This window comes from Blautia massiliensis (ex Durand et al. 2017), from assembly GCF_001487165.1.
Classification (GTDB): domain Bacteria; phylum Bacillota; class Clostridia; order Lachnospirales; family Lachnospiraceae; genus Blautia_A; species Blautia_A fusiformis.
This window is the reverse complement of record NZ_LN913006.1, coordinates 883,096-895,645: the sequence shown is the minus strand read 5'-3', so window position 1 is coordinate 895,645 and position 12,550 is coordinate 883,096. Positions and strand designations below refer to the sequence as shown.

The window sequence follows — 12,550 nt, the reverse complement described above, 5'->3', positions numbered from 1 at the left end:
CCTTTGTTTTGCCTTGTATCTCTTTCGGTTCTCTGCTAAAATCATGTATGGAGCTTATTATGGGCTCCGTACATATAAGAAAGTGAGGAATCAACATGGAAAAGATCACAAGTTTTACCATTGACCATATCAAGCTTCAGCCTGGCGTATACGTTTCACGTAAGGATCCGGTTGGAGATCAGGTGATCACTACCTTCGATATCCGTATGACTTCTCCCAATGAGGAGCCTGTTATGAACACAGCCGAGCTTCACGCCATGGAGCATCTGGCAGCTACCTTCCTGCGGAACCATAAGGAGTTTGGCCCGAAGGTCATTTACTGGGGTCCTATGGGCTGCCGTACCGGAAATTATCTTCTTCTTAACGGGGATTATGAATCCAGAGATATCGTTCCGCTGATGATCGAGATGTTTGAATTTATCCGCGATTTTGAGGGTGAGATCCCGGGAGCTTCTCCCAAGGACTGTGGAAATTATCTGGATATGAACCTTGGCATGGCAAAATATCTGGCAAAGAAATTCCTGAACGAAGTTCTCTACGATATCAAGCCGGACCGTCTTGTTTATCCGGAATGATCTGCGGGTACGATCCGCTGGCATGATCCTTGTGTTCTGAACGGACTATATGCCGAAACAAAAAAACAGGCTGCCTGTATCGATGTATTTCATCGGATACAGCTGCCTGTTTTTTATTGATCAACATTAATATCAATGGGATATCCGCAATGGAAGCAGGATTTCCCTGAGCCGCTCAAAGTCTGTAGTCTGTGCTCTACTGTGCTGCTTCTGCGGTAGTATCTGCTGCCACTGCGCCCACCGGCGGTGTTGTGCTGACATAATCACCGGATGCGTAGCAGGTCTGGCCATTATAATCCACACGGATCCATCCATTGTCACAGACACCGGTACACTTCAGGGATTCTCCGGAAAGGACACCTGCCACAAATTCTGCCTCTGCGTTGGCGTCAGAACGTAAATTCACACCCTCCACTGCATAGTAAGTGGCATCCTGTGCCTGTACGTTAATGCCGCTTGGGGTCTGCTCCGTAGCTGCTGTCTGTGCTGCGGGATCTGTTGCCGCTGCTGCTCCGTCTGCCGTGGAATCCGCTGCCGCTGCTGTTCCGTCTGCTGTGGAATCTGCTGCCGCTGCTTCTGGTGTAGGTGTTGCAGTTGCCTTCGGCTTCTCTGTGGGCTCCGGCGTCGGTGTGGAATCTACTACTGTTACCACTGCATCGGTTCCTTCCTCATATCCACAGCCCTGTGCAAGGAAAGCCGCGCCTATTATCAAAGCCATAATACATTTTTTTTTCATTTTACTGATTCCTCCTTATACGCCGGTAAAAAAATCTCTTTTCCCAATATACACGATTCTGCAATATTATGCAAGTCCTGTCCGGTTCTTTCACATATTTACCGGCTCAAAAAGCACCCGGACAGTTCCGCCGCAGATCATTCCCAGATCTCCTGCCCCCTGTCCCAGCTCATAAGCCTTCGTTTCCGTATTTCGGATATTTACTGCGTGTTTTCCGGCTTCAAACTCCACTTTTCCGCCGCCGATGCTTCCTGCCGTGCTTCCGTCCCGGAATACGAACATCTTGCTCCCAGTTCCTCTTGGTGAGGAGCCCTTCTTCTCGATGATCGTGACCATGGTTCCCGGTGTCCTGCGGCGTACTGCTGCCTCCACCTCCTCATCACAGTAGGTGCGGAAATGCCGGTTCTTTTCCTGCACGATCTCTGCCATGATGCTCACGGCGATCTCAGCCGGCATCTGTCCTCCGATGGGAAGTCCGATGGGGGCATGGATCTGATCCAGCTGTTCCTCCATAAAGCCCTCTTTCAGGAGCTTTTCCCTGGTGATTCGCACCTTTGTCCTGCTTCCGATCATTCCGAAATATGCAAAGGGTCTCTTAAGGATTGCTCTTGCACAGGCGGAATCTCCCAGATGGCCTCGTGTCACCACTACATAGTAGGCATTTTCATAGGGAGGGATCCTGTCGGACAGGGTATCAAACTCTCCAAAGATCCTCTCATCTGCCATGGGAAATCTTTCCTCCGTCACAAATTCCTCCCGGTCATCCATGACTGTTACATGAAAGCCCAGCATCCTGCCGATCTCTGCTACCGGAAGAGAAACATGGCCGCCACCCAGTATGATCAGCCTGGGATTCTTCTCGTAGGTTTCCACAAATATCTCCTGGTCTCCGCTTTTTACAACGCCGGTTTCCACAGCTGCTTCCACGGAAGCCTTCAGGAATTCTTCTGCTTCTTTATTTCTTTCTGCTCTCTTCGGATAAAAAAAGCTGCTTTCTTCCAAAAGATATTTCAGCCCGGCATCCTTTCCGTTCAGAAGGATCCCTGTTTTTACACGCCCTCTTTTTTCTACCACATCATATATTGTCTGATACATTCTCTGTGTCCTTTCTGTCCGTCTTTCGCTGTTTATTCCGCGGCAAGCTCCTTTACCGCCCCGACAGCAGTGTCCACCTCTTCTTCCGTATTAAAATAAGAAAAGCTGAAGCGGACGGCTCCTGTTTTTTCGGTTCCCAGTGCTTTGTGCATCAGCGGTGCACAGTGGCCGCCGGCTCTTACACTGATCCCGTACTCTTCATCAAGGACCATGGCCACCTCTGCCGAATCCATCTCTGCAATATTCAGCGTCACCACAGGGGAGCGTTCTTCCCTGGAAAAATCCCCGTACAGAGTGACTCCCGGAATTTCCTTTACCTGGTCATAAAAACGCCACATCAGCTGCTGCTCTCTTTTTCGGATCTGTTCTGTTCCGGTTTCCCTGATCCAGTCCATGGCTGCGCCAAGACCTGCGATCCCATGGCTGTTCAGGGTGCCTGCCTCCAGTGTCTCCGGCATATCCTGCGGATGCTCTCTCTGAAAGGTGAGGACGCCGCTTCCGCCTACCTTCAGAGGCTCCACAGATACCCCCGGCCGGACACAGATGGCTCCTGTGCCCTGGGGTCCCATAAGGCCCTTATGTCCGGAAAAGCAAAGAATATCTATATGATCTTTTTTCATGGAAATCGGAAATACTCCTGCTGTCTGGGCAGCATCCACAATAAAAAGCTTCTGGTGCTTCTGTGCGATCTCACCGATGGCATGGATATCATTGAGATTTCCTGTCAGATTGGAAGCGTGGGTACAGACGATCACCTTCGTCTCCGGACGGATGGCTGCTTCAAGCTCCGTAAGGGAGATCCGTCCCTTGCGGTCTGCCGGCAAGATCGTAAGCTTCATGCCCTTTTTTTCCAGGCGGTACAGCGGACGGAGCACACTGTTGTGATCCATCTCCGTACAGATCGCATGGATAGTTCCCTCCTCTGGATGAAGTGTTCCCTGCAGGGCGATATTGAGCGCTTCCGTGTCATTGGATGTAAAGGCCACACATTCCGGTCCCCATACGTCAAACATCTCTGCGATCTGGCATCTTGTATCAAAAATAAGCCTTGAGGCTGCCATTGCTTCGCCGCTGCTGCCCCTTCCGCTGTTTCCTGCATGCTGCATGGCTTCCACCACAGCACGCGGCACACAGTCCGGCTTATGAAAGCTTGTAGCCGCGTTATCCAGATAAATCATTTGACCCTCCTTGTGATTTTTATCAAATACCTTTATAATAAACTCTGGCTTTATTTTATACTATCCGAGGAGGTTTTCCAATGAAAAAAACATCTTTTTTCAACAGTCTGCCATTTAAGCTGCTGGTCGCCGTGATCCTGGGGATCATAGCCGGGCTTATCCTGAACCGGTACAGCACCAACGGGCTCTCCATGGCAGTTCTTAATATCACAGTTACTATCAAGTACATTCTGGGCCAGATCATTACCTTCTGCGTGCCGCTGATCGTGCTGGGATTTATCGCTCCGTCCATTACCAGGCTTGGCAAAAATGCTTCGCTGATGCTGGGTGTTGCGGTTGTCCTCGCTTACGGCTCCTCTGTTGGCGCAGCGCTTTTTTCCACAGCCTCTGGCTTTCTCATCATTCCACATCTGTCCATCCATTCCTATGCTGCAGGACTGAAGCGGCTGCCGGAGGTGATCTTTGAGCTGGAGATCCCGCAGATCATGTCCGTTATGAGTGCTCTTGTTTTTGCAATGATGCTGGGACTTGCCGCTACCTGGACAAAGGCGAAGCTGATCACTGGGCTCCTGGATGAATTTCAGAAAATCGTTCTTTCTCTGGTGGCTCGAATCATCATCCCCATTCTTCCGTTATTTATCGGCACTACCTTCTGTGGCCTTGCCTACGAGGGAACCATCACCAGACAGCTGCCTGTTTTTCTGAAGATCATCGTACTGGTGCTTGCCGGGCATTTTATCTGGATGGCTCTTCTTTACATCCTTGCAGGTATCTATTCCGGAGAAAATCCTCTGGAGGTTGTCCGCCATTATGGTCCTGCCTATCTGACTGCCGTAGGGACCATGTCCTCTGCAGCCACACTGGCCGTTGCACTGCAGTGCGCCTCCAAGGCAAAACCACTCCGTAAGGATCTGGTCAGCTTCGGGATTCCTCTTTTTGCAAACATCCATCTCTGTGGCTCCGTTCTGACAGAGGTTTTCTTCTGTATGGCGATTTCGAAGATCCTGTACGGTTCCGTTCCCACGCCGGGTACCATGGTTCTGTTCTGCCTTCTTCTGGGTATCTTTGCCATCGGAGCTCCCGGTGTTCCCGGCGGAACCGTCATGGCATCCCTTGGCATCATCACCGGAATACTGAAATTCGACAGCTCCGGCACTGCATTGATGCTTACCATCTTTGCACTGCAGGACAGCTTCGGTACCGCATGCAACGTGACCGGCGACGGTGCACTGACACTGATGCTTACCGGCTATGCAAAGCGCCATCATATTGAGGAGGATGATATAAGTAACTAAATATATTGCAGAAAGATATTAAATGTGTTTAAATATACTTATGGAGGTATATTATGGACACATCAAATATCACAAATTATAAACCAAAAGATTTTGCGGAATTATTAGGTGTTTCTGTAAAAACGCTTCAGAGATGGGACAGAGAGGGAATCTTAAAAGCAAACCGAACTCCAACAGACAGACGTTATTACACATATGACCAGTATCTTCAATTTAAAGGTATAAATATAGAACATGATAAACGAAAAGTTGTTATTTATGCAAGAGTATCTACCAAAAACCAAAGGGATGATCTTCAAGATCAGACAGCATTTCTGCGTCAGTTCTGTAATGCCAGAGGAATGATCGTAGACCAGTGCATTGAAGACTATGGAAGCGGACTTAATTATAACCGCAAGAAATGGAATGGATTACTGGACGAAGTCATGGAGCAGAAGGTCAAAACCATAGTGATCACGCATAAAGACAGATTTATCCGTTTTGGATACGACTGGTTTGAAAGATTCTGCATGAAATTCCACACAATGATACTGGTGGTGAACAATGAAGAACTGTCACCACAGGAAGAACTTGTACAGGATATTATTTCCATCCTTCATGTGTTTTCCTGTAGATTATATGGACTTCGTAAGTATAAAAAACAGATAGAAAAGGATGAGGAGATTGCTGAAGAGCTTCAAGACAGAGATCGATCCTACAGAAGAGCAGAAGATCAAAATACATAAGACAATCGGCACATGCAGATATATTTATAATTTCTACCTGTTTCATAATAAAGAACGTTATGATGCCGGTGAAAGATTTATGAGCGGCAAGTCGTTCAGTGTATGGCTGAACAATGAATACCTTCCAAGGCATCCGGAATATTTCTGGATCAGAGAAGTCAGTTCCAAATCGGTAAAGAATGCAATCGAAAATGCCTGTACCGCTTTTTCAAGATTTTTTCATCATCAGAGTAGTTTCCCGAGATATAAGAAAAAAGGAAGATCTGATGTAAAAATGTATTTTGTAAAGAATAATCCCAAAGACTGTCTCTGTGAACGTCACAGGATCAAGATCCCAACACTTGGCTGGATAAGGCTGAAAGAAAAAGGTTACATTCCGACCTCTAAGGATGGATATGTGATCCGAAGCGGGGCAGTTTCCATGAAAGCAGGCAGATATTATGTGTCTGCACTTGTCGATATACCTGCTCCGGAAGCAGATGGAAATTTCACTGATGGGATTGGAATTGATCTGGGGCTGAAAGACTTTGCAGTTGTATCAAATGGAACTGTATACAGAAATATCAATAAAACAGCACGGATTAGAAAACTTGAGAAACAATTAAGACGGGCACAGCGAAAGCTTTCCCGTAAATATGAGAACTTAAAGAAAGGGGAGACCACTCAAAGAGCAAATATATGCAAACAAAAGCTTAAAGTACAGAAACTTCATCATCGGATAGAAAATATCCGTACAGATCATATCAACAAGGTAATATCTGAGATAGTGAAAACCAAGCCGTCTCATATAACGATTGAGGATCTGAACATATCCGGGATGATGAAGAACCGGCATCTCTCAAAAGCAGTTGCGTCCCAGAAATTCTATGAATTCCGGACAAAATTGAAAACAAAATGTGCTGAATATGGAATCGAACTGAGAGTAGTTGACCGATGGTATCCATCTTCCAGGATCTGCCACTGCTGCAGCTGTATTAAAAAAGATCTGAAACTTTCAGACAGGATCTACAGATGCACATGTGGATATATTGAGGACAGAGATCTCAATGCAGCACGGAATCTGAGAGATGCAGAGACTTACGAAGTTGCATGATCCCGCAAACGTAAGTATGTACCGAAGGCTATTTCGGGAATTAACGACTGTGGAGTGTACTTAGGATCTGTGAGTAGAGATAACTCCGGTTACTCAAAAGCATACACAAAGAAACAGTAAGCGGTATTCGTGAGAATCCGCATTATCTCGATGTGAGTATGTTTAATCACATTTTGAGTGGCAGCAGCAGCTTGATGTGGAATTGTAAGTTCGGAGCTAAGTCAGGCGGATATTCCCGATCCGCTTCGTTGCTTGCTCATAACCGGATATCAACCAGATACCAACTGGATGTCAGAAATGCCGCAGGCTTCAAAATGGCTCTGCGGCATTTCTGTATATTTCTATTTGTTTCTGTCTGCTTCTGTAAGTTTCTATATGCTTTTGTTGTTTCTATATGTTTTTCTGTTTACGGGCGGATCACTTTTCCTGCTTTTGTGAGCTTTTCCGCTATGGTATACATATTTGTTACGGTTCCCACTGCCGGTTCCTTCAGTCCGTAGAAGTTCACGCAGGTTCCGCAGGTCAGAATCTCGGTTCCCTGCTCCTGTAAGGTCTTAAGGTCTTCGATACATGGTGAATCCTGTGCAGTAAGTCTGGCTCCGCCATTATAAAACAGCATAACTGACGGCGGTGTCTCCAGCTGTGTCAGCGCATACACAAATCCCTTGATCAGGATCCCGCCAAGCTCCGGATCTCCATCTCCCATCTTATCGGAAGTGATGGCAACGGTATAATCTCCCTGCGGAACAGCCGGTGTGCAGACGATCTCAGGCTCTGCCTGGCTTCTTGCAGCAGGATCAGATTTTACTGTCATATTGATCTCGTAACCACCTTCTGTTTTTCTGGATACGAAACTGCATCCGGTACTTCCGGCAAGTCTGCTCAAATTGTTTACTGCTGTTTCGTTGTCTACCAGGATCAAGATCTCGTCTCCCTGCTCTGCCTTGTCAAGGATCTTCTTGGTCATTACAACCGGGATCGGACACTGTTTCCCCATTGCATCTACTGTGTGCTTCATACTCACTCCTCCTGTATTCTGTGATTTTTTATAATTGCTGTTTTATCATTATTGCTTTTTCGCTGTTTTCTTTTCTTTGATCTTTTATTTCTGCTCCAGCTCATGGGCCTGTTTGAAGATCTCACAGGCGCCTGTGTTTACACATCTTTCATGCGCGCAGTCCATAAAGGTCAGCTTCCTGCTGCTGTCCTCCTGCCGTGTATACTCACAGCAGACGGTTTCGCCCCCGTTCATGGTACGGCAGAAACCGGATATAAATTCCTCTTCGATCTCCATTCCTATCCCTCCGTCGGATTCTCAGTAATCTGGGCAGGTGTGATCTCCTCCAGCATTCCTGTTTCATTGTAGGCTTCAAACTGTTCCTCGATCTTTCCAAGGATATCTGCATACTGACAGAAGGCCTCCGCCAGCTCATCCCTGTGTTCCGGAAGCTTCTTGTAACAGACACGGTGCTCCATGCTTGCCCAGAGATCCATGGTCATCGTCCTCAGCTGGATCTCCACCGGAAAATACTCCATGGTATCCAGATAATACACCGGAACTGCAATGATCACGTGAAAGCTGCGGTATCCGTTAGGCTTGGGATTCTGTATGTAATCCTTTTCCCTGATAAAGATCAGTTCACTCTGCCGCTTCAGCGCATTTACAAGATTGTATATATCATCAATAAAGTAGCAGATCACACGGATCCCAGCGATATCCCGGAGATGATCCTTGGCGTTCTGCACACTGTCCGAATGTCCCAGCTTCTCCAGCTTCTTTTCGATGCTCTTCTTGGATTTGATCCGTTCCTGGATATTGTGGATCGGAGATACGGAAGACTTCTGATACAGGCTTCCGTTGAGCACCTCAAGCTTGGCGCGCATGATCTGACATGCGTTCTGATATGGCTGGATGCAATCGTAATACTGTTCGTTTGTCATGAAAACCCCTCTTTCGCGTTTGCTCAGCATATACTTGTATCTTACCGGACAAATGTGAGCAATCTGTAGTGATTTCCTAAGATTTTCCTGACCATTTTATTAAAAATCTATAAAGCCTCCGGCATCAGTCTGAAAGCTTATGGATAAAAAGACCACTGCGGAGCTTCGGTTCAAACCAGGTGCTCTTTGGCGGCATAAGCTTACCCTCGTCTGCGATCGTCATCAGCTCCTCCATGGATGTAGGATACATGGCAAAGGCAGCTCCTCCTGTCTCATCTGCAGCTGCTGCCAGATCCTTCAGTCTGTGGTTTCCTCCCATAAAGCGGATCCTCTCATCGGTACGCGGGTCACTGATCCCCAGAACCGGACCCAGGACCTTATCCTGAAGAATAGACACATCCAGCTGACCTACGCTGTCTTTACCCGCATAGATATCCGGATATGCCTTCAGATGGAACCATTCTCCGTCTACATACAGCCCGAAGCAGTGTTTCTCCACCGGTTTACATGGAAATCCCGGCATTGCCATCAGCTCAAAATTAAACTTCATGCTTCCGATAAAGGCTTTGGGTTCCATACCCTTGATATCCTTTACGATCCTGTGATACGGAAGGATGGTCAGCTGGTCATACGGAAATACCACTGACAGGAAAAAGTTAAATTCTTCTTTTCCGGTGTAGTCCGGATGCTCCGCTCTTCTCTTCTGTCCAACCTTTACTGCGGAGGCTGCTCTGTGGTGACCATCAGCAATATAGATAGAGGAGATTCCGCCAAAAAGACTATGTATAGTCCGGATCTTTTCTTCCTCATCTACGACCCATACACGATGTGTGATCTCGTCATCGGAAGTAAAATCATACACAGGAACATGTGCATTTTTCCATTCTTCCATAAGAGTAAGAAGCTCTGCCGGATATCTGCACGCCAGAAAAATAGGGCCTGTGTTGGCATCACAGACATCCACATGACGGATGCGATCCTGCTCCTTATCCTCTCTTGTAAGCTCATGCTTTTTGATCACACCATTCATGTAATCATCAATGGAACTGACACCTACGATCCCGGTCTGGGATCTTCCCTTACGGATCAGTTCATACAGATAATAGTTCGGTTTCTCATCCTGGATCAGGATCCCTTCTTTCTGGAAACGATCCAGATTTTCCCTTGCCTTCTGATAAACCTTCGGATCATAAAGATCAGTTTCCGGGTCCAGATCCATCTCCGCACGGTCTATATGGAGAAAAGATTCCGGATTTTTTTCCCCGATCTCTCTCGCTTCTTCTCTGCTGACTACGTCATAGGGAAGTGCAGCCACCTTTTCTGCTTTTTCCGAAGCAGGTCTTACTGCCCGAAATGCCTGAAATAAAGCCATTATGTTTTCCTCTCATTCCTGCCCGGCCATACGCCGGCCCTTCTTAAGATTTCTGCTTAGTTTGCAGAAAAATCATCCTGTCCATTCTAACACATATCAAAATTTCCCGCAAACCTTTATCCGGCCCGTCTTATGCCTTACGTTTGTTCAGCTCCGGCAGTACCGTCGCCAGCATGGTGAAAAAGCATGCACAGCCGCCTACAAGGTTGGAAACCGGTTCCGCCCAGAACACGCCGTCTGTTCCCAGGCCATTCACAGAAGGCAGCAGGAGCGTCAGCGGTACTACGATCACTACCTTTCGGAGCAGAGAAAAAAAGGTGGCCTTTTTTGCCTTTCCCAGTGCCACGAACACGCTTTGTCCGGTAAACTGCAATGCCATAAAGCAGAAGCCGAAAAAGTAAATATGAAGGGCAGGAACTCCCTTTTCCAGAAGCCCGGGATCGCTGTTAAAGATCCGGATGAAAAATTCCGGAAGCAGCTTCAGGATTCCCCAGCCTGCCAGGGTATAGATCACACAGACAGCTGTAATAAATTTAATTGCTTTTTTGACTCTGTCGTATGCTTTTTCTCCATAATTGAAGCTCATGACCGGAGAAGCACCTGTAGTAAGCCCATGGACCGGCATGGCGAAAATGTCACGGACAGAATTTAAAACTGTCATGACACCAACGTAGATATCACCACCCCAGGTCTGGAGTGTGGCATTGCATACCACCTGCACAAGACTGTTTGTAAATGCCATAAAAAAACCGGACATACCCAGGCTTACGATACTGCCCACTCTTTTCCAGGAGATCCTCATGGCGCTTTTTTTCAGGTTCAGGATCGCCTTTTTTCCTGTAAGGAAGCGTAAGACCCAGATGGCGGAACAGAACTGGGAAATGATAGTCGCCAAAGCCGCTCCCCGGACTCCCATGTGCATCCCAAAGATAAACAGGGGATCCAGAAGAATGTTCAGTACAGCACCGATCAGTATCGTGAGCATCCCTGTGTTTCCAAAGCCCTGGCTGTTGATAAACGGGTTCATTCCCAGAGTGATCATCACAAACAGGGTTCCCAGAAGATAGATCCTTATGTAGTCTGACGCATAGGAAAAGGTTACATCACTGGCGCCAAAGGCATATAGGATCGGTCTGTAAAAGATAAGGCCAATGGCTGTCAGGATCACTCCTGTGCCGATCAGCATCACAAAGGTGTTTCCCATGAGCATTTCTGCTTCTTCCCGGTTTCCTCTTCCCCGTTCCATGGAGCAAAGCGGTGCTCCTCCATTTCCAAAAAGATAGGTAAATGCGGTGATCAGGGTGATAATAGGAAAACACAGTCCCACTCCTGTCAGTGCAGTGGCTCCGATCTCAGGAATCCTTCCGATATAGATCCGATCCACAATGTTGTAAAGGAGGTTCAGGATCTGTGCAATGATCATCGGCACAGCTACCTCCATAATGTTACGATAGACATTTCCTGTTGAAAAGTCTGTTTGATGTGTCTGCATTTCTTTACACCTTCCTGCTTTTTTACTATTGTAAATAATACTATATCTGATATGCAAAGTAAATATTTCCCTGTAAGGCTGCTGTGGAAATATCAGACGTTACTGTTTGTTCACTGTAATATCCCGCAAACTGTTTTTTGTGAGCGAAGATCACAGAAAACCCGAGACATACCGCGCGAACTTATGCGATCAGCATAAATTCTGTACATCGCGAAGCATGTTGCTGAAAACGGAATGGACAGTAACTATCTGATTATCCGTGTATTTATTTCTTGCTATTTTTGTCTAAAAAAGTTATAATAAAGCCATAAAAACGGTAATGATTCCACGTAAAATCGGTCGAAAAACCACATCACTGGGAATCTGTTCCGCATGGAGGTATTTTTATGGATAATAATTATAAGGGCATGGCTGTAGGTGTTTTTGAGCTTGATAACCTGGTTGCCTGTTTTGTTGCTCTTGATGCTGCTTCCAAAGCAGCCAATGTCAGGATCCAAAGTGTTGAGCGTAACCGTCTGAAGAGTGGCGCCTGTGTCAAGATGCGTGGTTCTGTTTCTGACGTTAATGCAGCTATGGAGGTTGCGCTGGAGGCAGCCAAACCTCTTGGTAAGGTTGTTTCTCATACTGTGATCGCTTCTCCTTCTGAGGATACTGAGATCGCACTGAAGATGACGATCAATAAATAAAGGGGGCGACGGATTTATGAATTATGGTGCTTTTGGTTTAGTTGAGGTTGTTGGCAGCAGTAATGCAATCCTGGTGATCGACCAGATGCTGAAGACTTCTGATGTTTCTTTTCTTACCTGGCAGACAAAGTGTGGTGGACATGCCACTGTTTTTCTGACCGGTGATGTTTCTGCCGTTACAGCTGCCATTGACAGTGTAAAGGGAAACCCGCCTTGTGAGATCGTAGCTTCAGCAGTGATCTCCAATCCTTCCGGTGAGACGGTTCGTCTGGCTGAGGAAGAAGCGGCTAAGAATCACTTTATGTAGGAAATATCTATATTATAATAATGAACGTACGCAGGGAACCGCCCTGGCGTAGCGG

14 protein-coding genes are annotated in these 12,550 nt (G+C 46.9%); 6 read left to right on the top strand and 8 right to left on the bottom strand.

Features of this window, described 5'->3' with window-relative positions:
- The first annotated feature begins 95 nt into the window (after window positions 1-95).
- Window positions 96-575 (top strand): S-ribosylhomocysteine lyase, encoded by a 480-nt coding sequence (locus BN3261_RS05075; protein WP_015524777.1) that lies wholly within the window; start codon window positions 96-98, stop codon window positions 573-575.
- A 196-nt stretch (window positions 576-771) separates the two neighbouring features.
- On the opposite strand, the gene BN3261_RS05070 is transcribed toward BN3261_RS05075, so the two are convergent.
- The 3 genes from BN3261_RS05070 to BN3261_RS05060 all read right to left on the bottom strand — a co-directional run bounded on the left by BN3261_RS05070 (window position 772) and on the right by BN3261_RS05060 (window position 3,584).
- Window positions 772-1,311 carry an SH3 domain-containing protein gene (locus BN3261_RS05070; protein ID WP_059085615.1) on the bottom strand — a complete coding sequence of 180 codons (540 nt, stop codon included), beginning with the start codon at window positions 1,309-1,311 and terminating at the stop codon, window positions 772-774.
- Between the two features lie 90 nt (window positions 1,312-1,401).
- Entirely contained in the window at window positions 1,402-2,406 is a 1,005-nt protein-coding gene (locus BN3261_RS05065) for an XdhC family protein (RefSeq protein ID WP_059085614.1), read from the bottom strand.
- A 32-nt stretch (window positions 2,407-2,438) separates the two neighbouring features.
- Window positions 2,439-3,584, bottom strand: a complete 1,146-nt coding sequence (locus tag BN3261_RS05060; protein WP_059085613.1) for an aminotransferase class V-fold PLP-dependent enzyme — start codon at window positions 3,582-3,584, stop codon at window positions 2,439-2,441.
- Between the two features lie 80 nt (window positions 3,585-3,664).
- Between BN3261_RS05060 and BN3261_RS05055 the strand changes: the two genes are divergently transcribed.
- From BN3261_RS05055 to BN3261_RS05045, 3 genes are all read left to right on the top strand, one after another.
- Window positions 3,665-4,879 carry a dicarboxylate/amino acid:cation symporter gene (locus tag BN3261_RS05055; protein ID WP_059085612.1) on the top strand — a complete coding sequence of 405 codons (1,215 nt, stop codon included), beginning with the start codon at window positions 3,665-3,667 and terminating at the stop codon, window positions 4,877-4,879.
- Window positions 4,880-4,947: 68 nt separating this feature from the next.
- Complete coding sequence (locus tag BN3261_RS05050; protein ID WP_173741318.1) at window positions 4,948-5,604, top strand: IS607 family transposase; 657 nt, start codon at window positions 4,948-4,950, stop codon at window positions 5,602-5,604.
- Window positions 5,534-6,697, top strand: coding sequence for an RNA-guided endonuclease InsQ/TnpB family protein (locus BN3261_RS05045; RefSeq protein WP_059085610.1), 1,164 nt, complete (start codon window positions 5,534-5,536; stop codon window positions 6,695-6,697). The genes BN3261_RS05050 and BN3261_RS05045 overlap by 71 nt, the downstream gene beginning before the upstream one ends.
- Before the next feature lie 406 nt (window positions 6,698-7,103).
- Here BN3261_RS05045 and yedF read toward each other — a convergent pair whose 3' ends face one another.
- From yedF to BN3261_RS05020, 5 genes are all read right to left on the bottom strand, one after another.
- Window positions 7,104-7,715 (bottom strand): sulfurtransferase-like selenium metabolism protein YedF, encoded by a 612-nt coding sequence (gene yedF / locus BN3261_RS05040; protein ID WP_015524772.1) that lies wholly within the window; start codon window positions 7,713-7,715, stop codon window positions 7,104-7,106.
- Window positions 7,716-7,799: 84 nt separating this feature from the next.
- Window positions 7,800-7,991, bottom strand: coding sequence for a hypothetical protein (locus BN3261_RS05035; RefSeq protein WP_015524771.1), 192 nt, complete (start codon window positions 7,989-7,991; stop codon window positions 7,800-7,802).
- Window positions 7,992-7,993: 2 nt separating this feature from the next.
- Window positions 7,994-8,638, bottom strand: coding sequence for a GTP pyrophosphokinase (locus tag BN3261_RS05030; protein ID WP_015524770.1), 645 nt, complete (start codon window positions 8,636-8,638; stop codon window positions 7,994-7,996).
- Window positions 8,639-8,762: 124 nt separating this feature from the next.
- Window positions 8,763-10,010: a DUF1015 domain-containing protein gene (locus BN3261_RS05025; RefSeq protein WP_059085609.1), complete on the bottom strand. Its 1,248-nt coding sequence runs from the start codon at window positions 10,008-10,010 to the stop codon at window positions 8,763-8,765.
- A 130-nt stretch (window positions 10,011-10,140) separates the two neighbouring features.
- Complete coding sequence (locus tag BN3261_RS05020; protein ID WP_059085608.1) at window positions 10,141-11,502, bottom strand: MATE family efflux transporter; 1,362 nt, start codon at window positions 11,500-11,502, stop codon at window positions 10,141-10,143.
- A 386-nt stretch (window positions 11,503-11,888) separates the two neighbouring features.
- Here BN3261_RS05020 and BN3261_RS05015 point away from each other — a divergent pair, with 386 nt between their 5' ends.
- The gene (locus BN3261_RS05015) at window positions 11,889-12,188 is read left to right on the top strand and encodes a BMC domain-containing protein (RefSeq protein ID WP_015524766.1); all 300 of its coding nucleotides are present in this window, start codon (window positions 11,889-11,891) and stop codon (window positions 12,186-12,188) included.
- 16 nt (window positions 12,189-12,204) lie between these two features.
- The gene (locus BN3261_RS05010; protein ID WP_059085607.1) at window positions 12,205-12,495 is read left to right on the top strand and encodes a BMC domain-containing protein; all 291 of its coding nucleotides are present in this window, start codon (window positions 12,205-12,207) and stop codon (window positions 12,493-12,495) included.
- Window positions 12,496-12,550 lie beyond the last annotated feature (55 nt).